Source organism: Flavonifractor sp. An10, assembly GCF_002161215.1.
Taxonomy (GTDB): domain Bacteria; phylum Bacillota; class Clostridia; order Oscillospirales; family Oscillospiraceae; genus Flavonifractor; species Flavonifractor avistercoris.
The window spans coordinates 133,910-154,541 of record NZ_NFMB01000001.1; the positions used below are offsets into that span (position 1 = coordinate 133,910).

At 50.2% G+C, this 20,632-nt stretch carries 23 protein-coding genes and 1 pseudogene; 7 read left to right on the top strand and 17 right to left on the bottom strand.

Features of this window, described 5'->3' with window-relative positions; all coding sequences use genetic code 11:
• Positions 1–59: 59 nt before the first annotated feature.
• From B5E42_RS00745 to B5E42_RS00820, 16 genes and pseudogenes are all read right to left on the bottom strand, one after another.
• Positions 60–752 (bottom strand): ABC transporter permease, encoded by a 693-nt coding sequence (locus B5E42_RS00745; protein ID WP_087235983.1) that lies wholly within the window; start codon positions 750–752, stop codon positions 60–62.
• A 1-nt stretch (position 753) separates the two neighbouring features.
• Positions 754–1,665: an ABC transporter ATP-binding protein gene (locus B5E42_RS00750; protein ID WP_087235985.1), complete on the bottom strand. Its 912-nt coding sequence runs from the start codon at positions 1,663–1,665 to the stop codon at positions 754–756.
• 74 nt (positions 1,666–1,739) lie between these two features.
• On the bottom strand, positions 1,740–2,660 hold the full coding sequence (locus B5E42_RS00755) for a HAMP domain-containing sensor histidine kinase (RefSeq protein WP_087235987.1): 921 nt from the start codon (positions 2,658–2,660) through the stop codon (positions 1,740–1,742).
• Positions 2,661–3,353 (bottom strand): response regulator transcription factor, encoded by a 693-nt coding sequence (locus tag B5E42_RS00760; RefSeq protein ID WP_087235989.1) that lies wholly within the window; start codon positions 3,351–3,353, stop codon positions 2,661–2,663.
• Entirely contained in the window at positions 3,343–3,534 is a 192-nt protein-coding gene (locus tag B5E42_RS00765) for a helix-turn-helix domain-containing protein (protein WP_087235991.1), read from the bottom strand. Before B5E42_RS00765 ends, B5E42_RS00760 begins: the two co-directional genes overlap by 11 nt.
• A gap of 110 nt (positions 3,535–3,644) precedes the next feature.
• The gene (locus B5E42_RS00770) at positions 3,645–3,998 is read right to left on the bottom strand and encodes a TnpV protein (RefSeq protein ID WP_087235993.1); all 354 of its coding nucleotides are present in this window, start codon (positions 3,996–3,998) and stop codon (positions 3,645–3,647) included.
• 26 nt (positions 3,999–4,024) lie between these two features.
• The gene (locus tag B5E42_RS00775; protein ID WP_087235996.1) at positions 4,025–5,905 is read right to left on the bottom strand and encodes a recombinase family protein; all 1,881 of its coding nucleotides are present in this window, start codon (positions 5,903–5,905) and stop codon (positions 4,025–4,027) included.
• A 91-nt stretch (positions 5,906–5,996) separates the two neighbouring features.
• A pseudogene (locus tag B5E42_RS00780) lies at positions 5,997–6,662 on the bottom strand (type IV secretory system conjugative DNA transfer family protein); the annotation flags it as partial.
• 86 nt (positions 6,663–6,748) lie between these two features.
• On the bottom strand, positions 6,749–8,650 hold the full coding sequence (locus tag B5E42_RS00785; RefSeq protein WP_035393622.1) for an AAA family ATPase: 1,902 nt from the start codon (positions 8,648–8,650) through the stop codon (positions 6,749–6,751).
• 15 nt (positions 8,651–8,665) lie between these two features.
• Positions 8,666–10,165 carry a MobQ family relaxase gene (gene mobQ / locus B5E42_RS00790; RefSeq protein ID WP_275535622.1) on the bottom strand — a complete coding sequence of 500 codons (1,500 nt, stop codon included), beginning with the start codon at positions 10,163–10,165 and terminating at the stop codon, positions 8,666–8,668.
• 250 nt (positions 10,166–10,415) lie between these two features.
• Entirely contained in the window at positions 10,416–10,712 is a 297-nt protein-coding gene (locus B5E42_RS00795; RefSeq protein ID WP_016147288.1) for a DUF3847 domain-containing protein, read from the bottom strand.
• Between the two features lie 131 nt (positions 10,713–10,843).
• Positions 10,844–11,677: a methyltransferase domain-containing protein gene (locus tag B5E42_RS00800; protein ID WP_002584969.1), complete on the bottom strand. Its 834-nt coding sequence runs from the start codon at positions 11,675–11,677 to the stop codon at positions 10,844–10,846.
• Between the two features lie 185 nt (positions 11,678–11,862).
• A complete protein-coding gene (locus B5E42_RS00805) occupies positions 11,863–12,159 on the bottom strand; it encodes a hypothetical protein (protein ID WP_005930687.1) in 297 nt (98 codons plus the stop codon).
• Between the two features lie 134 nt (positions 12,160–12,293).
• Positions 12,294–12,473, bottom strand: a complete 180-nt coding sequence (locus B5E42_RS00810) for a transposon-encoded TnpW family protein (RefSeq protein WP_005930684.1) — start codon at positions 12,471–12,473, stop codon at positions 12,294–12,296.
• 78 nt (positions 12,474–12,551) lie between these two features.
• Positions 12,552–14,402 carry a recombinase family protein gene (locus B5E42_RS00815; RefSeq protein WP_206197938.1) on the bottom strand — a complete coding sequence of 617 codons (1,851 nt, stop codon included), beginning with the start codon at positions 14,400–14,402 and terminating at the stop codon, positions 12,552–12,554.
• Positions 14,403–14,449: 47 nt separating this feature from the next.
• Positions 14,450–14,632 carry a hypothetical protein gene (locus B5E42_RS00820; RefSeq protein ID WP_242966965.1) on the bottom strand — a complete coding sequence of 61 codons (183 nt, stop codon included), beginning with the start codon at positions 14,630–14,632 and terminating at the stop codon, positions 14,450–14,452.
• 108 nt (positions 14,633–14,740) lie between these two features.
• Between B5E42_RS00820 and B5E42_RS00825 the strand changes: the two genes are divergently transcribed.
• Together B5E42_RS00825 and istB are read left to right on the top strand one after the other, a co-directional pair.
• The gene (locus tag B5E42_RS00825; RefSeq protein WP_140400329.1) at positions 14,741–15,280 is read left to right on the top strand and encodes a hypothetical protein; all 540 of its coding nucleotides are present in this window, start codon (positions 14,741–14,743) and stop codon (positions 15,278–15,280) included.
• A complete protein-coding gene (istB, locus tag B5E42_RS00830) occupies positions 15,273–16,007 on the top strand; it encodes an IS21-like element helper ATPase IstB (protein ID WP_087231493.1) in 735 nt (244 codons plus the stop codon). The genes B5E42_RS00825 and istB overlap by 8 nt, the downstream gene beginning before the upstream one ends.
• A 406-nt stretch (positions 16,008–16,413) precedes the next feature.
• Here the strand turns inward: istB and B5E42_RS00835 are convergent, their stop codons facing one another.
• Positions 16,414–17,187 (bottom strand): VanZ family protein, encoded by a 774-nt coding sequence (locus B5E42_RS00835; protein ID WP_242962720.1) that lies wholly within the window; start codon positions 17,185–17,187, stop codon positions 16,414–16,416.
• Between the two features lie 42 nt (positions 17,188–17,229).
• Between B5E42_RS00835 and B5E42_RS00840 the strand changes: the two genes are divergently transcribed.
• Genes B5E42_RS00840 through B5E42_RS00860 form a run of 5 tightly spaced genes read left to right on the top strand, consistent with a single transcriptional unit; the run spans position 17,230 to position 20,621 of the window.
• A complete protein-coding gene (locus tag B5E42_RS00840; RefSeq protein WP_242962729.1) occupies positions 17,230–18,042 on the top strand; it encodes an ABC transporter permease in 813 nt (270 codons plus the stop codon).
• Positions 18,043–18,056: 14 nt separating this feature from the next.
• The gene (locus tag B5E42_RS00845; protein ID WP_087231513.1) at positions 18,057–18,860 is read left to right on the top strand and encodes an ABC transporter permease; all 804 of its coding nucleotides are present in this window, start codon (positions 18,057–18,059) and stop codon (positions 18,858–18,860) included.
• Positions 18,861–18,876: 16 nt separating this feature from the next.
• Positions 18,877–19,494: a hypothetical protein gene (locus B5E42_RS00850; protein ID WP_087252957.1), complete on the top strand. Its 618-nt coding sequence runs from the start codon at positions 18,877–18,879 to the stop codon at positions 19,492–19,494.
• 12 nt (positions 19,495–19,506) lie between these two features.
• Positions 19,507–19,860: a YxeA family protein gene (locus tag B5E42_RS00855; RefSeq protein WP_087231518.1), complete on the top strand. Its 354-nt coding sequence runs from the start codon at positions 19,507–19,509 to the stop codon at positions 19,858–19,860.
• Between the two features lie 50 nt (positions 19,861–19,910).
• The gene (locus tag B5E42_RS00860) at positions 19,911–20,621 is read left to right on the top strand and encodes a biosynthetic peptidoglycan transglycosylase (protein ID WP_087231521.1); all 711 of its coding nucleotides are present in this window, start codon (positions 19,911–19,913) and stop codon (positions 20,619–20,621) included.
• Positions 20,622–20,632: the final 11 nt, after the last annotated feature.

Here is a 20,632-nt window from a genome sequence, read left to right on the forward strand (position 1 = left end):
GTGTCAAAGGGCTGCTGAACGACGGCTTTTTTTCTTTTGCCGTCGCCCGACAGATGGAATTAATATAGTTCTGGTACTTTCTTCTTGAAAATAAATAAAGCCATTCCAAACGTAATGATTGCAATCAAAAGGATTTGTAGCAAGGACTCCTGATATGTTGTATTTTTACTGATAATGAGTTGCCGGAACACAATGACAATCAATGAAGTTACGATTGTGGTGGGAACAGATTTTCGGATCATGCCAATGATAAATGGCCAGAGCGATAGTACCGTGCATACAACTACCGCAGTTATTGCCATTGGTATCCATGTCTGAAGCATGGAAATTTGGAATGTTCCCTCCAGCATATCAAAAAATCTGTCCACAAGCACGATATAACCGCTGCAACAAATATATCCAATCGCCATTGAAATTGCCGTATAAACCATAATGATAATCAATTTGCTGGCAATCAATTTCATGCGGTTCAAAGGATAAGAAAACATAATCGTGATTGTCCGCTGACTATATTCTCCAATTACCAGACGTGCAGTTAAAACCGACGAGTACACAAGGAAAATAAAGGACATCAGCAAGCCAATAACAAGATATGTACTTTCAAACGTGTCTTTGGTTTGCTCCGGGTCTGTCATACTATCCCACAAAGATACAGTAATGAACAGTATGCTGAAAAGGATTGCGGCAAACGTAAAAATTATATTTCGAGCAGTCCCAAATTTTTTCAATTCCAGTTTAATAAGGTGTGCCATTTTATTTTCCCTCCTCTGTGAGCTGAAAGAAATAATCTTCCAGAGTGTCCTGTTTACGCCCTAAGCTCTCTAAACCAACACCACTTTCAATGAGGGCTTTTGACAAAACTTTGCCAGAAATGTTCGAGTCATAAATCCGGATGAACTCTTTATCCAATATGCTAAAGTTTGTAATGCCCATCTGTTCCAATAAAGTTGCTGCATGGGCTACATCATCAACTTGTAGACTGATATACTCCGTTTGATGCTTATGGATTTCCTCAATGGGCAGTTCTGCCAGTAGGTTGCCATGTTGAATAATTCCAATCGTATCAGCAATTAGATCAACTTCGGATAGGATATGACTGGAAATAAAAATGGTCGTTCCATCTTCCTGATTAAGCCGCTGGAACAGGTTCCGCATTTCGCGGATACCTTCGGGGTCTAATGCGTTAATCGGTTCATCTAAAATTAGAAATTCTGGCTTTGCAAGGATAGCTCTTGCGATTGCTAACCGCTGTTTCATACCTAATGAATAATGGCGGATTTGCTTTCCCTCTACATTTTGCAGATCAACCATTTGCAGAACTTCATCAATGCGCTCTTTATTGGGAAATCCCATATAGTCGCAATGAAGCTCTAAGTTTTGCCGGGCCGTCATTTTCTCGTAAAAGTACGGATTTTCGATAATGGAACCCACCCGTTTGAAAACTTCATAACTTTGATCGGTGACTTTCTCTCCAAAAAGCTGAACTTCTCCGGCTTCTGGCTGGATAAGGTTCAGGATCATTTTCATTACCGTACTTTTACCGGCACCGTTCGGCCCGACAAAGCCATAAATAGCCCCTTTGGGAACATGGATATTCACATCGTTTACAACGACATTTCCTTTATAGGACTTTCGCAGCCCTACGGTTTCCATGATATAATCCATTTTGTATTCCTCCTGTACGGCTCCCATTATACAAAACAGACTTCTCTTTTCTCTGCCTGAAATCTAACTTTTTTCTAACTTTTCAAAATGACCGAGAAAACCGTTTGCTCATTCTGTATGCTGTGAACCTGCAATTCTGCTCCTATCTGCATAGAAAGTTTCTTTGCAATCGCCAATCCCAGACCATTTCCTGATGATTTCGGGGCAGTCGTATAGTTTCTTGTGAATATCTGCTTTTGCTGTTGTGGCGACATTCCTTTCCCGTGATCCTCTATTTCAATGACACTTTTTCCTTTTTCTGCTGTAAGACGCAGGGCAATATACTTTCCATCACCCCCATGCCGGATTGCATTGTCTATTAGGTTTTTCAAAATACGCTGCAAGGCGTCCCGGTCTGTGTCTGCATAAATCGGCGTGGCTGGTATCTGTATATCCACCTCAAATTGCTGCTTTTCAAGCAGATCATAATATTCCAAAATGGTGTCTTGGCATAATCTTGAAACATTCTCCTTTTGCAGTTTCAGAGGAAGATCGCCGGAAGCAATTTTGGACATTGTAAAATAGTCGTTTATCGTTGTTATCAAATCATCTGCTTTACGGTCAATTTTGGTAGCCATGGTATGAATGACCTCCGGCACAGATACATCATCCACTTTAGCAGCTAACATTTCACTGTTTCCTTTCAGCACAGTCAGAGGGGTACGAATATCATGTGAGATATTGGTAAGAACCTGTGCCATCGCCTTTTGTGCCTGTTCATATTCTGACTTCTTTTCGTAGAAATTTTGAAGCAATGTGTTAATCGCAGCCCCTAATTTTTTCATGCAGGCATGATCGGTAGGGAGAAGAACAAAGCCATTTTCAGAAGTAATAGAAAGCGTTTCCAGTCGGTTACTGATATAGTTGATTTCTTTTTGCAATTTCCTATACTGTATTCTCTGCCAAATGCAGATGAGCAGCAAAGCGGCTGAAAGCGCAGCAAACAGAACCCACATTTATTTATCCTCCATCTTGTAACCTATTCCCCATAAGGTCTTAATATAGGTTGTCGTATCTTCTTCACCGTTTTTCAGTTTCAGGCGCAGTCGATTGATATGGGTATTTAATACGTTTTCATTACCGAAATATGGCTCTTTCCAAATAAGTTCATACAAGCGTTCTTTCGAGAAAGCCCGTCCCGGATGGGTTGCCAGCAGATACAAAATTTCAAATTCAATGGGCGTTAAATCTATCAGAGTTCCTTGGCGGCTAACAGTATGACTGATTGGGTCAATCTCTAAATCCTTAATCTTTACGCCTGCATCGTTTGGCATGGCTTGATAGGTTCTGGCACGCCGAATATTGGCTTTAATCCTTGCAGTAAGCTCAATCAGAGAAAATGGCTTTACAACATAATCATCGGCCCCCAAATTCAGCCCTAACGATTTATCGGTATCATTGTCCTTTGCGGTGATAATGATGATCGGGATCGTGCTGACCTGCCGAATAGTCTTAATAATCTCCATACCACTCATATCTGGCAGCATAAGGTCTATGAGTGCAAGAGAGTATTCATCATAATTCTTGATAGTATGAATAGCTGTTTTACCATCACTAAAAGAAAGCACTTGAAATTCTCCTGACAAATAGTCTTTCACCATGCTTCTGATTTCTTCGTCATCTTCAATCAATATAATCCTATTTTCCATTGCGATTGCTCCTTGCTTTTTTTGTCCTGCCATCAATGGGCTTTTCTGCGTTCTTAGGAATGAGCCAGACAGTCCCCATTTTCACAGCGCCGGGAATGCGGCCCGAAGAACAGTAATAATTTATCCAACGAGGGGTCACGCCCCATTTTTCGCCAGCTTCTTTTAATGTCATATAGTCCATATTGCACCTCCAACCTTAACATTATAATTCGTTTTCTCGAATAGTACAAGGCAGGAAATGTGTCGAAATGATTATAAAATTAGGCAGAGACCAAAGCCTCTGCCTAAAAACTAATTGTAAATCAGTTCGTCTTGAATAATTTCCTCCACCTGCGCTTTCAGCGTGTTCATCAGCCCCACCCAGCGCATGGGGTCACGGGCTTTCAATTCCTCGGTGACGCCTGCCGCCGCCATCATGCGGGGCAGCATGGCGTCCATTCGTTCATGCGCTGCCCGGTCAATCTCCAACAGGTGCGGGTACAGCTTTTCGCTCAAAATCAAGCTGCTGTAAAGGCCAGGCCGGTGTTCCTTCAGATAGCGTTGCCGCATACGGCCATACTTGCCGATGGGGGCCTCCGGCTGCTCGGAAAGTTTCAGGTCGGGGATGTAGTAATCCCCGTAGCGGGTGTAAGTCAATTCGTTCATGTTCGTCCTCCTTTGCACTGTGATGATTAAACTGCGGCGCTGGCCGATATGGTGGCCTTGCGCGGCTCCTGCCTGGGTAACTGGCTGACGGGGATAAAAACGCCCTTTTCCATGTCCTCGGCCCGGATCGCGGCCTTTGCTGACTCCACCTGGGCCTTGCGCTTGGCGTTGTAGCGTTCTTCCCATTCCTTCTGTTTGCCATTGGCCTTGCGGCGCAAGTAGTTCTGGTGAAGCCTGTCCTTGCGTACCTCCTTCTTCCGCAGTTCTTCCTGTTCCTCCGGGGTCAGGGGAACCGGCTGCAAGGCGGGCGGGATATACCGGCCCACAAAGTTGAAGTAGATTTCAACCTCCTGCGTGGTGTCCTGGCTGCCTTTCCGGGCGCGTTCATGGACAAGGATTTTCTCTACAAACTCGTTGAGCATGGTGTTTGTCAGCGTGTCGAAGTTCTCGTACTTATCAATCAGGGCAATAAACTTCTCCGCAGATTTCCGGCTCTGCTCATAGCCGGTAACGGCCTTTTCCAGTTCCGTGATTTCCGCATGGAGAGTGTCCTGCTCTTTGGCATACTGTGCGTCCAGGGCTTCATACCGGGCATCCGGCAGCTTTCCCAGGGCGTTGTCCTCATAGATTTTGCAAATCAGCTTTTCCAGTTCCCCGGCCCGCTTTTGGGCGGCGGCCAGCCGTTTCCGCTTCTTGGATATGTCGGCGGCCTGCTGGGCGGCCTGCGTTTCCTGAACAGTGCGGATAAACTCGGCCCGGTCATTCTTGGAATACTCCGCGATGGCCCGGAGCATATCGGTTATCAGGGTCAGGACGGCCTCGGCCCGGATGCGGTGCTGTGTGCCGCAGAGCGTCCCGCATGGGACTTTGGTGTACTGGCTGCAAGTAAACTGCGGGTCGCGTTTTCCGTTGTAGGTTCGGTGAACATACATCTTGCCGCCGCAGTCGGCGCAGTACATCAGGCCGGTCAGGGGATGGGCCTCGCCCCAGCCGTCCGGGTAGCGCCGGACATTCGCCCGGATGCGCTGCACATTGTCAAAGGTTTCCTGGTCGATGATGGCCTCATGGGTGTTCTCGAAAATCGTCCACTCGCTTTCGTCAACATAGTGGCTTTTCTTGTCCTTAAAGTGCTTGCGTGTCTTGAAATTGATGGTGTGGCCCAGGTATTCCCGCTTTTTCAGGATGTTCACGATGGTGGACGATCCCCAGCCGTAGGGGTCTTTGACCGGCTTTGACCTGTTTACGCCCTCGTGAAAGCGAGCCAGATGGACAGCGGGGATTTCAACCTTTGCCTCGGACAGCAGCTTGGAGATTTGATAGGGGCCATAGCCCTCCATCGTCAGGGAAAAGATACGGCGTACCACTTCGGCGGCTTCTTCGTCCACAAGCCAGTGTTCCCGCTTTTCGTCCCACAGATAGCCGTAAATGACAGTGCCGGTCAGGTGCTTGCCGCTCATGCCCTTGGACTTGAACACGGAGCGGATTTTCCGGCTGGTGTCGCGGGCGTAAAACTCGTTCATAATATTGCGGAACGGGGTAAAATCATCATCGCCTTTCAGACTGTCCACACCGTCGTTGATGGCGATCAACCGGACGCCGCGCTGCCGCAAAATCTCCATAACCTGGCCGACTTTCAGATAGTCACGCCCCAGGCGGCTCATGTCTTTGATAACAATGGCCTCCACTCGTCCGGCCTCGACTTCCTTCATCATCGCCAGAAAGCCGGGACGGTCAAAACGGGTTCCCGATACACCGTCATCGGTGAAGTGGGTGGGGTTCGGTAGCCCATTCCGGCGGGCATAGTCCTCTAACATCTTTTTCTGGTTCGATATGGAGTTACTCTCGCCCTGTAACTCATCATCGCGGCTCAAACGCTCATACAGAGGGGTGATTTTCTCGTTTCTCATGGCTGTACCTCCTGAAATGAAAATGCTCTAAGTGACTGCTTCACTAACCATGACAAAAACCATGATTAAGAAGTCACTTAGAGCATACATCTCCGCTTGCCAGCTTGTACTTCTTATACTGCCTCACAGCAAAGTGCTGGGGACTCCGGCGCTCCAGCCCGTCAAACATATAGTCCACCGCGTTTTTGAAGGTTTCGTCATCCTCCCGGACCTCCATGCTGTTTATCATTTCCACCAGCGTATTCATGTTGCGTTCTTCCTCCGGCCCCTCAAACACGATGTAGGCCACAAGGGCGCAGTACAAAAGGGTTTCGGCTTTGGTCCAGAACTCGTCGCCCTCCTTGCCGTCGCCTTTGGTGTTGGCGATCAGGGCGGTGACGAATTTCAGCACGTCGCTTTCCGTTTTGATGTAGGCCAGCGGATTGTAGTGCATGGATTTGGAGAAGTCGATACTATTGAACACCCGCACCTTATATTTCTCCCGTTGCAGGAACCGCCCGCACTGGTCGAGGGTGCCGCCCTTCGGGTCCACCACCACATAGGAGGAATGGGCTTGAAGGAGCTGCGGGGTCAGCCAGAACCTTGTCTTGCCCGAGCCGGACGAGCCGATGACGCAGGCGTTTAAGTTGCGGGCGTTGGCGGGTATCCTCGGGCGGGTGTTCATGGTAAGAAACTCCGTCCCGGTCAGAATAACATTGTTCTGAAATTTGGGGTCTACAAACGGCTTTATATCCTCCTTTGTTCCCCATGAAGCGTTTTGTCAAGTGCTATTTTGAGTTATTGACGCACAATCAAAGTGAAAGCGCGAAAGTGCAAAGCGCAAAGGGTCTGCACTTTGCGTTTTCAGCTTGCGGGTTCGGGCGGCTGCTTCTTCTTGATGAAGTTGTACCATTGACCGCCGACGCGCCTTGCATCCAAAACACCGCCCATGTTGCGCTTGGCGTTCTGCACCGTCCTTTCAGATATTCCGGCTTCGGCTGCGGCCTTTACAATTTCCTCGCTGGCAAGCTCTTTCCCGTCTGCAAGCAGGTCAAGTATCAGCCGTTCCGCCTGTTCGGTCTTGGTGGCCGTGTTGCCGCCCGCGCCGGATAGCAGCTCGTCGGCGGTAATGTCATACTCGCCTATCCACGAAAAGCCCGTTTCCGGGTCAAGGCAAAAGGCAACGGGCTTGCCCTCCGGCGCAAGGGAAGATTTGTCATGGACGATAACGCGCACATTTGGCTCCCGCTTCACGCGCCCAATCAGCAGGACGCTCCTTGCTGCGGCGCGGAAGTCAATAGAACCTAAGCCCCGGTATGCGCTCTGTCCTCCGGCGGCTTTATTCAAGTGTCCGATAAGGATAACGGCGCACCCGGTACGCTCGGCAACATCGGCAAGGCGGCGGAACATGGGGCGCACCTCGTTTGCCCTGTTCATGTCGGTCTTTTCGCCCATGTACGCCTGTATGGGGTCAAGGATAATCAGCCGCGCCCCGGTCTGCCGGATAGCTCTCTCTATGCGCTCGTCGGAAAGGGAAAGCCCCTGCTTGCTCTCATCAATGACAAGAACACGGTCAAGGTCTGCTTCGGCTTCCATAAGGCGGGGCTTGATGGTGTCGCCCAAACCGTCCTCGGCGGTCTGGTAAATCACATTGAATGGCTCATGCGCTGCCATGTGGGGGAACGGCTTGCGGTTGGTACAAGCGGCGGCAAGGCGTAGGGCAAAGGTGGTCTTGCCCTCGCCGGGGTTGCCTTGCACAATGGTTACTTTCCCAAACGGGATATACGGCTCCCATAGCCATTCAACGGTCTGCGTGTCAACCTCGCTCATGCGGATAATCTCGACGGTTTCTTCCTGCGGCGGCTCTTTCAAGCCGTAAACAGCTTCCCGGATATACTTCCCGTCTGTGATTTCTGCCCGGTGCTGCAATACCTCGTTCCAATCCTTGAAAAGAGGGATAAGCCGGTGGACGGTATAGCCCTCCGGCATGAGCTTTACAAGGCGGCTGCAAGCGTCGTTCCCGGCTTCATCGCTGTCAAGGCAGAGGTAAACGGTCTTGATGTTCGGACGGTCAGAGAGAAAGCGGAGCAGGGCTTTTTCTCCCACGCCGCCCAATGACAGGTAGCTTTGCTTCTGCCATTCCTTTTTGAACAGGCAGAGGAAAGAGATCAGGTCAATGGGTGCTTCAAAGACAAACAATCTTTCGCCCTCGCCCCGGTAACAGAAGTTAAAGGCTTTGTCGCTGCCTTTCACATCAAGCCGGAAGTTTCCCGCCGTTCCTTTGCTGTGGGCGTAGCGCGGTATTCCGTCCTCGTCCCGCCCCACAAATACGGCGTTGTGGTGGGCTGCGTCCTCGTAAATATCGCCGCGGGCAAAGAAAAAGCCCGTCACATCTTCATCAATGCGGCGGGCTGTTGTGAGGTAGTTCCTCGCTGTTCGGTTGTCGCTGTTTGGGGGTGGTAGCCGGAAGTCGGATAGGGACGCGGGGCAAGGTCTGTCCGGCGGCGGTGCGGCTCCCTTTTCTCCTGTGAGAAGTTCTACGGCTTCGGTGAAGCTCTTGCCGAAAAACTCCATAACAAAATCAACGGGGCCGCCGCCCTTGCTCTGGCTGTGCCTGTACCACTTGTTTCCCCGGACGGTCAAGCTGTCGTGCCGTTTCCAGCGGTATTCATTCCCGGCGCGGGTAAGCTGCTCGCCCTGTGATTGCAGGAAAGAAACAAGGTCGGCTTGGTTCGCCCGGTCTATCTGTTCTTGGGTGTAGTACAAAAATCTCAACTCCTTTCATCGTTCTAAGTCGTGCTGCTTGGTGCGGGTCTGCTCCGGCTGGTCGGCTTTCAGCGCAATATCAACGCACTTGCGGATATTGTGCAGCTCGGCAACCTCGGCGCGGGTTTCTTTCAGCTTGGTATATTCCGCTGTTCTCTGCCCGCTGAGGGTGGCGTACTCTTTTTCCCATTCAGCGATAGGCAAGCTCTTTGTCCCTTTCGGCAGATTTGCATGGAGATAGCGGCTCGCTGCGTTCCATAGCGTAAGCTCGGCGCGGTGGGCTTCCTCGTACTTGTCGCGCTTGCTCGTCCAGCCATTTTTCAGCTTTTTCAGCTCGTCGTGAATGGGCTTGTACTCGGTGTAGTTCTTCCCGTATTCAATCAGCTTTTGCAATTCTTTCATGCGCTTCTCGGCGGTTTTCATGCCCTCCCGGATAGCGTCGGCTTGGTCGCTGACAGAGGAAAGGGCAGCGTCCAGCTCGTCAAGGGTGGAAATGCCATGCTCGGAAAGATAGTTGACCGCCTTTGCAACGGTTTTCAGTTCGTCGGCGGTGTGCTGCCTTTGCCAACTCTGCGAATACTTCCGGCTCTTTTCTCTCTGAACGCTTAAATACTTCATCAGCAGATTTGCAAGGCCGGGGGATTGCGGGGGCTGCTCCGGGGCGTTTTCCCGCGCCTTGAACAGTTCGCCAATCCATTCTTTGAGCTTTCCAATCTGCGCCCGGATTTCCCGGATAAGGCGGTTTGCTTTTTGGATATTCCGGTTCAGCTCGCCTTTCTCGGTGGCTATGCCTTTCTTCTCCATTTGACAGGCCGCCACGCCCATGTGGACGGTGGGCAGCTCGTCAATGCCGCGCTCGGCGTTGCTGCGGTGGTCGATGCGCTCCGGGCTTCCGGCGCGTTCAAGGTAGGCGTTTGAAATATCCGCCCATGCCTTGCGCCATAAAAGCGCGTTGCCCTTGTCGTTCCAGCCGGTCAGGTCAACTTTGCGGGCCTTGTATTTGCCGCTTGGCAAGCGAATACGCTCGCCGTTTTCATCAAGGTCATATTCCTTTTTGGACTTCGCCGCCCATGCGCCGCGCTCGTCAAGGGGGCGCATGGTAAGCATGATGTGACAATGGGGATTGCCCTTGCCGGTGTCGTGAATGGCGTAATCAACGCACATTCCTCTGGAAACAAATTGAGAGGAACAGTATTCCCGGACAAGCCGGATCTGTTCCTCTCTGGATAACTCTATGGGAAGCGCCGCGTCAATCTCTCTGGCAAGCTGGGCGTTCCCGGCTTTCTCGTAAAGCTCCACGCTGTTCCACAAGGTTGAACGGTCAGAGAAAGAGGGCGGGGCATTGGGCGGCAGTAGGATTTCCGTATGGACAACACCGCCTTTGCGGGTGTAGTCGTGGGTCATTCCGTCCCACTCATTTGTCAACTTTTCGCCGCTTCGGTAGGCGGCTGCGGCAACGGCTGATTTGCCCTTGCCCCGGCTGACAATGCTGATATTACAATGGTAGATGGCTATGGGTATCACCTCCCGGATAGGATAATAAAACCCGCAAAAATGGTACAGACGCCAACGGCGGGTGTACTGTTTTTGTGGGTGTGCAGGGATAGCCGCGTAAGCGGCGCAAGGGGTGCAGCCCCTTGTTGCGGCAAAGCCGCCAATGTCGGTCAGAGAGGGAAGCAAGCGGCTTTCTCTCTGTGCCGACAAGCCCTCGGCAGAGCGCACGCACCCGTAAGGGTGTATAAGTGCGCCCTTTGTGCCAAAGGGATTATTCGCTTTTCCCGCCCTTGGTGCGTTTTTTCAGATAAGCCCGCGCTTCCTCGCTCGTCAAGGCAAGCCGGAGAAAGGCGGCGGCTTCCTCGTCGGTCATGGTCTTGGCTTCCGGCACAATGCTCTCAAAGACCGCACCCCGGACGATCAGCCGATGGCTGCGCGTCCTGCGTTCCTCTTGGGATAACTTTTGCCGCAACACCTTTTCCCGGTTTTCAAGCTGCCGGATTTTCTTCTTCCCGTCCTCAATCTCGGCTTGCAATTCCTCGCGGTTTTTTTCTCTCGGTTTCGTCATGGGTGGTCACTCCTTTCTACCTGTCGGCATAGAAAAAGGACAGTCGATTTCCTCGGCTGTCCTTTTGATTAGGGTGTTTGGTTTACTCCGTTCTGCTCAATAAATGGGAATATTAAATATCAATACGCCCTTTAATACATTCCTATTAAAACATCAGCTTCGATTGTCAAATGTGTGAGAGTACGCCAATCAACGCAATCTTTTTCAACGCAAAAGAGAAGCGGCGTCATTTCAATAAACGACATTCTTTGTTCTGATGACAACTGTACGGTGGCTGAAACCGTTTCTCTTGAAATGGTTTTAAGATATTTCTCAAAATATTCAACGACAGACTCATTTGAATAATCTGGATTTTTCAAGTGTGCTTGCACTTTAGTCCTGATTTCCCTCAAATGATTTTTCGTAGGAATTACTTTCACAACATATCCGTTAGGAGATAGCAATCGCTGAAATTCTTTGTAGTGTGCAGGCGAAAATATGTCTAAAATACAATCCATACTTCCGTCTTTCAAAGGGATTTTTGATAAGTCAGTAACAAACCACTTCACTGCTTTGCGCTTGTCTTTTTTTGATGCAATCTGTATTGCCTCCCTTGACAAGTCAAAGGCAAAGATGTTTCGTTCTGTTCTTTGCTGTATCTGCCTTGCATAGAAACCCTCGCCGCAACCAACATCTAAAATGTTTCTTATAGATGGCGTATCAGAAATAAACTGTATGATTTTCTCCAACACAACATCATACATGCCATACTCCAAAATTTGGTGCCGGTTGTCAAAAGACCGCTTGCTGTAGTTGGTTTTGGGCGATGATTTTAACAACAAATTTACATACCCATATCTTGAAATATCAAAGCAATGTCCATGTCTACAAATTAGGCTATTGCCTTGTATATCCATTGATTTTGTGCAAATTGGGCATTGAAAATAAACCTTGCTGTCTGCAAAGCGTGATAAATTATTATTCATTTGTTTTTCCTCCGTAATTACATCTCTGCTTCAATAAGCGAGTTATGCAATACGGATAACCGCAACATAACTCGCGGTTTTATCTTAATCTCATAAATGTAACCATTGTGTTGTCCTCCAATCAATTCCGCAGTATTACTCTGCTTTTAGAAAAAGTATAGCACAAAACTATGAACATTTCCACTCTATTTCAGCCTGTCGGCGGCGTTGCTCTCTCTGGCGTACCGCCGCGCCGCTTCCCGCCGTTCCTCGCTGTATGGGGCGGTCAGACGGAAAGAGAAGCGGCCTTTCTCAATGTCAAACTCCATGCAGCCCGTTTCCGGGTCTGCGTCGGTCTGGCGGCACACATCGGGGTGCTGCTCGGCATAGGCGGCAAGCCGCTTCTTCAAGTCGGTATTGTGGGTACGGATATGGATCAACGGGTCTTTCTCATCAAACCAGATGTCTGTGGTCTTTTTTTGCTTGGGAAGCCCTGTTCGCATAAACTCTCCTTTCTGCGCCCCTGTTACGCAATAGGGGCATTTTTCGGGTGTTTTCTCCGGCTCTTGACTTGGAGAAAACGGCGTTTTTGACGATAAAAACCGCCCGGACGGGGAATGTATCGTCGGGGCGGCTGTTATCGCAAAATTTCCGATTTTTCCGGCTCTTGACCGTCCTGCAAGCTGTCGGCAAGTATCACTTTGAGCAGCTTGTCGCGGAATGTTTCTGTGCCGCTGTGATTGAAAAACAATTCCGCAACGATGGTCTGTCCGTTCTTCTGTGTCGTGATGATACTGTCGGGGGTCTGTTCTGCCATAGGCGGCTCCTTTCTCCGGGCGCGAAAAAGGGATTTCCCGTAGCCCGGAAAATCCCTCTTAGTTGTCGGTATTCTGTTTTACTGTGCGGGTGCTGCGGCGGCGGCCTGCGCCTTTCTCCTTGCCCGGTATTCCCGCGCTTTCATGCGGTCATATTCCCGTTGCTTTTCAAGGTTTCGCGCCCGGTACTCCCTTGAATACTGCCGGTGGTAGGCGCGGCTCTTTTCCTTTTGGGCTTCTTCGATTTCCTCCCGCATTTGCCGGACTTCCTGCTCCGTAGGCTCTGCAAGCTGCGTCACTTCGTTCTCAAATCTGCCGATATAGTTAAAATATATCCCGATGTGCTGAACAGCCTGTTTTGCCCTTTTCTTGTCGCGCTCATGCACTTCAATCCGGCTGATAAACTCGTTGAGAATGGCGGGGGTCAGGTCAGTAAAGGCGGCATAGCGTTCCGTCAGCTTCAAAAACTTCTGCGCCCGCCCTCCCGCGTTCTCATAAGCGGATAGCTGCTCTTGGAGTGTGGCAAGCTCCGTTTTCAGTGTGTAGTATTCTTCCGAATATTTTTGCGACATTTGCTCATAGCGGTCTTGCGGGATAGTGCCGAGGGCGTTGTCCTCATAGAGCTTATTCAGCACCTTGTCAATCTGTTCAAGGCGTGTCGTGATTTGCGGGATACGTTTCTGCTGCTTCTTGGTCTGGTCGGTCTGCTGCATGGCAAGGTTCTTTTTCACTAAGGCTTCAAACTCCGCCCGGTTGCTGATAGAGTAGTCCTCGATTTTCTTCAGCACTTCCGCGACGGTCTGCATGAGCAAGTCCGCGTCGATGATGTGTGGGGAATGGCACTTGGGGTTTTTGGCTTTCCCCTTGTGATACTCGCTGCAATAGGCAACATGCCGCTTGCCGCCGTTCCTGTAATCTATGCGGATGTGCATTTTTGCGCCGCAATCCTTACAGAAAAGCAAGCCCGACAAAGGGTGGATTTCCCCGTCCCCGTTGGGGCGTCTGACGGGCGCGTTTTCCAAAATCCGCTGTGCGGTTTCAAAGTCGGCGCGGTCAATAATCGGCTCATGCACATTTTCGGTTATCTGCCATTGGCTCCGGTCTACATAGTGGTTCCGCTTGTCCCGGAAATGCTTTGTAGTCTTGAAGTTGACTACATCGCCGCAATACTCCTGCCGCGTGAGGATATGGGTCAAGGTGACTTTGTTCCACTTGTAGCGGTTATCCTCATTGAGCGCCTTGTTTTTACACGTTCCCCGTCCCCGGTCTTTCATGTAGAAAGTAGGGGTAGGGATTTGCTCCTGCGTCAGATATACGGCGATTTGGTTGCGGTTCTTCCCGCCGATAAACAGACGGAAAATAAGGCGCACAACCTCGGCGGCTTCCTCGTCGATTATCCAAAAATCCTTGTTGTCCGGGTCTTTCATATAGCCGTAGGGGGCTTCGGTGGCAATCGGCTTTCCGCTCATGCCCTTCGTTTTAATGCCGGTCTTTACTTTCTTGCTGATGTCCTTTGCGTACCACTCCGACATGATGTTGATAAAGGGCGCAAACTCCAATGTGTCGGGCTTCTCGCTGTCTATCCCGTTGTTGACCGCGATAAAGCGCACATTGTTCCGTCTGAATATCTCCATAGCGTTGCCAACTTGGAGATAGTCGCGCCCCCAGCGCGTCAGGTCTTTCATAATGCAGACACCGATTTTTCCGTTTTCTACATCGTCCATCATGCGGGAATAGGCAGAACGGTCAAAAAATCTGCCGCTTTCGTCATCGTCAATGTAGTGCCGGATATTGGTTAAGTGCTGTCCTCTGGCATAGTTCTCCAAAAAGATTTTTTGGTTCTGTATGCTGTTGCTCTCACCGCCGTCCCTGTCCTCGTCGCCCACGGAAAGGCGGGAGTAAAGGGCGGTAATTTTGCTATAATCAGTCATGTGCATAACCTCCTGTGCGTCCATGTAGGTGTCCTTTACACTTAAAATTATGCACTCCAGCGGGCGGTGCCGTACTCCGCATCCCGCCGGAATTTCTTTGCCTGCTTGATTTTGGACTGTATCAGCAGATACACCCCAGCCGCACCGGCGAGGCCCACCAGCAGGTCAATGCCGCCCAGTCCCGGCCAGTAGGTTTCAAAGGCTTTGGGGAAGGTGTCGAGCATCCCCATGAGCTTTGTCCCGAAGTCTGCGCCGGGGGCGATATCCAGAGGACAGAGCGCGGCTTGCAGAGATACAGGCCGCCGACCCACGGGCCGTTGTGGTAAACGACGCTTACCGTGAGTAAAACAGGCTTTGCAACGATTGAGACGAATAAATACGGGCTATCTCCCATGCTGGCCGGCGAAAAAGTACAGGCCAAAATCTTCTATGACCATGTAGCGTTTTACCACGACCACAGACCGGTTGGACGCTTTCCCAGAAGCTACAAAACCAATGATGAGGTCTACGACTGGACGCAGTATGTGTCCACCCTCTGCAAAAAGCCAGGAGCGATTGAGCATACCCGTTTCTTCCACCAAATGCCGCAACGGTGGCAGGATTATCTTGCTTCCACCAAGGGAAAAGAGCGGAAGAGCGCCCTGCAACTTCTCAGCGAAATCGTTGCTGACGGAAACTCTGAGTTCTGTGATGATGCTCTGGAAATGGCAGCCGCCAATGGCCGGGCCGATGTGGACAGCCTGCGGCAGTGTTATTACATGATTGCCAAGAAGGAGTACCGCCCAGATCCGCTTAAACTCTCCGGAGCCCCATTGCTGAACTACAATCCAAACCTCTCAGCCTATGATGGCCTGATGGGAGGTGAGGCTCATGGCTGAACAGATTGAACAGCTCATGCGGCAAGTGAAGCTGGGCGGCATGGCGAAAGGCTGGCGGAGCGTCCCCTACGAAAATACCGAGCAATATGTGACCGACCTCTTGACGCTGGAATTACAGGAACGAGAGGCCAACCGGATTAACCGCATGGTAAAGACGGCTGGTTTCCGGGTGATGAAGACACTGGATGATTTTGTGTGGAACTCCGCCATTGAACTTCCTGGCGGCTTGACACAGGAATACATGACCGACCTCCATTTCCTTGCCCCAAAAGAAAACCTGATTTTTATGGGGAGCGTTGGGACGGGAAAGACCCATCTGGCTACGGCTATTGCTTTGAAAGCCTGCCAGGAGGGGCGGCGTGTCCGCTTCTTTACTGCGGCGGAGTTGGCAAACATCCTGCTGGAGAAGAACACCAAGGGGACCTTGAACAACTACCTGGATACGCTGAAAAAGGTAGAGCTTGTTGTGATTGACGAGATTGGTTTCGTCCCTCTGCACAAGGATGCCGCTGAACTGCTGTTCCAAGTGATTTCCGATTGCTACGAGCGCAAGAGCCTGATTATTACCTCAAACCTGGAGTTCTCTCAGTGGAACACCGTCTTTGGCGACAACCGCCTGACTGCGGCACTTGTTGACCGGCTTATTCACCACAGCCATATTGTGATTTTCTCTGGGGAGAGCTACCGGCTTACCCAGTCCCTAAACCGCCAGAGAGCATACACTTAGGGTACTCAAAATTAGTGCAAAAGGGCTTTGGACACCGATGTGAGCGTTTGGCCCCCCCCAGGGGACTGATGTGAGCATTAGGCCCCCCAGGGTACCCACTCTTGCAAAAGGCCCTCATCTTTCCGGGTACTCAAAAGGTGAGCATTTGGTACTTGGGAAAAGCATTGCTCACGACATGAAATCTGGTGCTGAAGGTGCTCACTTTTTTGGGGCCCTTTTGCTCACATTTTCGTTTGACAAACACACCAATATAATTCATATTGCAGATAACGGGCAAAAAATACAGCGCAAAAGTAAGGATAGGGCGAATGGTTTTTAGCCATTCGCCCTATCCCTGATTTTTGGCATTATAAATGCTTTTTGAAGTTTTGTTAGACGCAAAAAAGTATGAATATCAAGCCAATGCTCAATTCGATGTGTGTTTCACCGTGCTTACCAATTTTGTCCGTGACCATCGCTCATAGAACAAGGGCTTGTGCAGGGCCATACGAATCCCGGCAAAGAATAGCCAGAACAAATACCCACCGATCAGTAACCCATGCAGTACGAGTGATGCTAAACTGTCCAGATGCAATACGTCCATCAGAATAAATAGTAGCCGGTTCAAGTAATATGGTGCTCCGACCAGACCTGCAATCAGCAGGCCATAGCGCAGAAAATATTGATACCAATGTGCCGCATCGCCATTCCTTTGCATGATTTTCATGCGGGTCAGCCGTTTGCCGGGCGTCTGACCGTGGAGCAAAATGGGCAGCAGCCCAAAGTAGGCAATAAATAGAACTGGCATCCATTGAATGGAGAGAGTGATTCCAAACGAGACCACAACTACGGCCAGAATACCTGATGCAAAGGTCAGGCAAGCCATATCGGCCAGAAATGAGAAAACACGCCGCGTAAAGGAGATGGACGCACCCCGCCGGAAACTAACGGTATCCAATTCTTGTCGGGTAGGCAGCAGATGGCTCACTGGCCCGGCCAAGGCAAATCCAATCATGCTGCCCGCAGTGTTGACGATCAGGTCGTCTACGTCAAACAGGCGGTAGCTGCCTGGATAGACAAAATACAGGCCGCTGAGTTGGGTCAGCTCGAAAAACAGAGAGAGCAAAAAAGATAGTCTCAAAGTTTTGCGCCAATTATAGCAGAAGTAGTAACGCAGATAGACACCGAAAGGCATTGTCATATGAGGACACTCTGGAAGATTACTTCAAACAGGTTACAGGGGGTGAGGGCATTGCTTAAACTTTTGCGCTGTGAGTTTGCCAAGCTAAAACGAAAGCCCCTGTTCTTTGCGGCTGCGGCCATTTCGGCTTTGATCCCCTTGGGATGTGCGCTGTTTCTGCCGGAGATGCAGGAGTTTTCAAGTGGCGCGGAAGCGGTGGATCGCCTGATGTCCACTCTGTTCCAGTTGAGCGCCTATCTGCTTCTGATGCCCGCTGTGGTGGTTTTGGCATCGAATCTGCTCTTTGAAGAACAGGACAACGATACCCTAAAGAACCTGATGACTGTTCCCGTGAGCAAACCTGCGCTGGCCTTGGCGAAGATGACGTTGCTGTTTCTGTTTTCCGTCGCGTTTATGGCTGTCGGCGGCCTGGTCAATTTGGCTATCGTGCTGGCATCCGGGCTGGAGCCGGTCGGCTTTTGGAAGCTGTTTTTTGTAGGCATCGGACAGGGAATTATGATGTGGGCCGGGGCGTTGCCCTGCGTCCTCCTGGTGGTGCTTTTGAACCGTAGTTACATTATCTCCGTAATCATCACGTTCTTCTATACGGCGGTCAACTATATTTTTGGCACCAACGACTATTTCATCATGCAGCCCTTTGGGTTCAATGCGGGTACGCTGTTACCTGGACCGCTGACCTTCCGCTGGTTCTTTCAGTATCTGGACACATCCAGCTCCAGCGCACAGATGACGGAATTGATGGAACGGATCAGTCCTTACTTTGTGACAACGCCTCAGGCGTTCCTGGTCGTTATCCTGGAGTCGGCGGTGTTCCTGACATTGATCGCGCTGGTCTATAAGCGTCAGAGCTGTTAAGGAGGTGTAAAGTCATGTGGAGTATTCTAAAAGGAGAATGGCGCAAGCTGCGGCGCTGCCAGATCCTGCTGGTTGGTATTGTGGCTCTGGCGCTCTGCCCTGTCGTGCAGTATGGCACCCAGCTGATTATCAACCCGGAGATGCGGGATCAGAACTTTGATTTTGTCAAACTGTTTGCCAATGTGATTTGGGGAAACACGCAGATTTTTCTGCCAATCTCGCTTGTCATGATCGGCGGCTGGCTGATCGACCGTGAGAATACAAATGACACCATGAAGAATCTATTGACGGTGCCGGTATCATACCCAAAGCTGCTGGGCGGGAAACTGATCGTCACGATTTTCCTGTCAATCCTGTTTGGGATTTATAGTGTAGCCGTAACGGTTCTGACCGGCACGCTCGCTGGTTTGGATGGGCTTTCTGCCGCTGTTCTGCTGCGGCAGGGCGTGCAGTTAGTCGCAGCCGCTTTCAATACCAGCCTGGTCTGTATGCCGATGATCCTGATTTTCGGCCAGATGCGTGGGGCCTACCTGGGCGGGTCGCTTCTGACGTTCTTCCTGGGGTATTGCATTTTGTTCTTCAAGAGCGGCTTCCTGCTCTCTGCCTACCCGTTTTCGGCGGCGCTGATTCTCGCCGGTTTTGATATGCAGGCGTATAACGGCGCTACACAGGCCCCAAGCACTTTGCTGGCGCTGGCAGGCATAGCGGCAGTGTTGGTTTTGACGATGGCAATATTGCTGCTTTCCCGCCCCAGCAAAAAGGCGAGCAATACGAAAAAGAAAAAAGCCAAAAAAGGTCGCGGCAGGCGTCGCGCCTAACGAAAGGAGAGAGTTCATGCGAAAATCAAACTATAAAGGTAAAATCTGCGTTTTTCTTTGTGCGCTTCTTTGTGTCGTCAGCCTGTCTGGATGCTCAACGGTCATGCAGTCGTTGGCAGACGGTACGGATGCTGTGTTAAGTGGATTGACGGATGGCACGGATATTGTACTGAACGGATTGGCGGATGGCACTAATCAGGCCCTTGATGCTTTATCCGAAGCTGATGACGGTCAGGCAAAAAACAGCATCTTGGAAGCCTTTGGCAAATTTGTTGATGATGCGGGGACTGCTGCGCTGACGCCCCAAAGTAAACTGCAAGGCCACAAAAAGAACGGTGCAGATGATTACACGGGGTCCTATGAAGCAACGTATTCCGATTTTGCAGGTACAGAGATTTTGTTTGGTGGTACTACCCTGGAGCGCGAAGCGGGAAGTACACTCCACATCACCTGTTCTCTTTCTCTCGAAAGTGGCAAGGCAGCGGTTTTTCTTCGCTCAGGTGCAGATGATCCGACCATTCTTCTCTCGGAGAGCGGTGAGTACGATGGCACAGTTGAAGTGGATGGCACAAGCACTTATATCGGAGTGTGGGGCGACCAGGCGGACGGAACCGTATCCATTGAGATTGAATAAGGAGTACTCATTATGAACGCAAAGAAAAAAACAATCATCATTGCTTCCATAGCTATTTTGTTGGTAGCGTTTATCATCGTTGCTTTTCTGGCTACACAGAGAAGCTCGGACTACTACACGCAAATTGATAATGACTGTGTAACCGAGATTGCACCGCATGGAGCGATGAATTATCGCTACACATTAAGTACCTACGACGAGACCGGGGCAGAAAGAGAACTGAGCTTTGAAACGAGCCGAATTCTCACTGACGATGCATATCTATGTCTGAAGGTGGCTCCATTCCGAGGCGTTGTCACCTGGGCGGAAGTGCAATTTGATGAAATGCCTGCCGCCGTGCAGGAACAATACGGTGGCAATTCGTAAGCCGGAGCCTATGACATAGACGCTATTTCAAACGGAAAGGCAGGTGCAGTATGAAAAGAATAAGAAAGTTCCTATTTCGCTTCTTCGCTCTAGCGATGCTGGCCATGCTCGTTGCTGGCAGTGTTTTGGGCGGATTTGGTTATAAAATGTACCGTGATGCACTTGCCGAGCAACCTCTTGATCAGAAAGTCGCAGAGATTCAAGCCGATCCCAATTATACTACCCTTGCTGAAATCCCGGAGATTTATTTGGACGCCGTTGTGGCGGTAGAAGATCACCGTTTTGAACAGCATTTTGGGATCGACCTGATTGCCATAGGCCGAGCCGCTTGGAATAATCTGACCTCTTGGAGTCTGCGTGAGGGTGGCAGCACCATAACACAGCAGCTTGCCAAAAACCTGTATTTCACGCAGGAAAAAAGTTTTATCCGTAAGATTGCTGAGATGTTTATGGCCTTCCGACTGGAAAACGCCTATACGAAAGACGAGATTTTAGAGTTGTATGTCAATTCCATCTATTTCGGAGACGGCTACTACTGTATTTACGATGCAAGTCAAGGATATTTTGGGAAAGCCCCCATAGATATGACGGATTATGAATGTACACTTTTGGCAGGTATTCCCAATGCGCCCTCGATTTATTCATTGACCGCAAACCCGGAACTGGCAGAGCAACGTCAAGAGTATGTTGTCCAGAAAATGATCCAATATGGCTACATAAGCGAGAGTGAGGCACAAACTATCTTACAAGAACAGTCATAGCTGAAATCTAT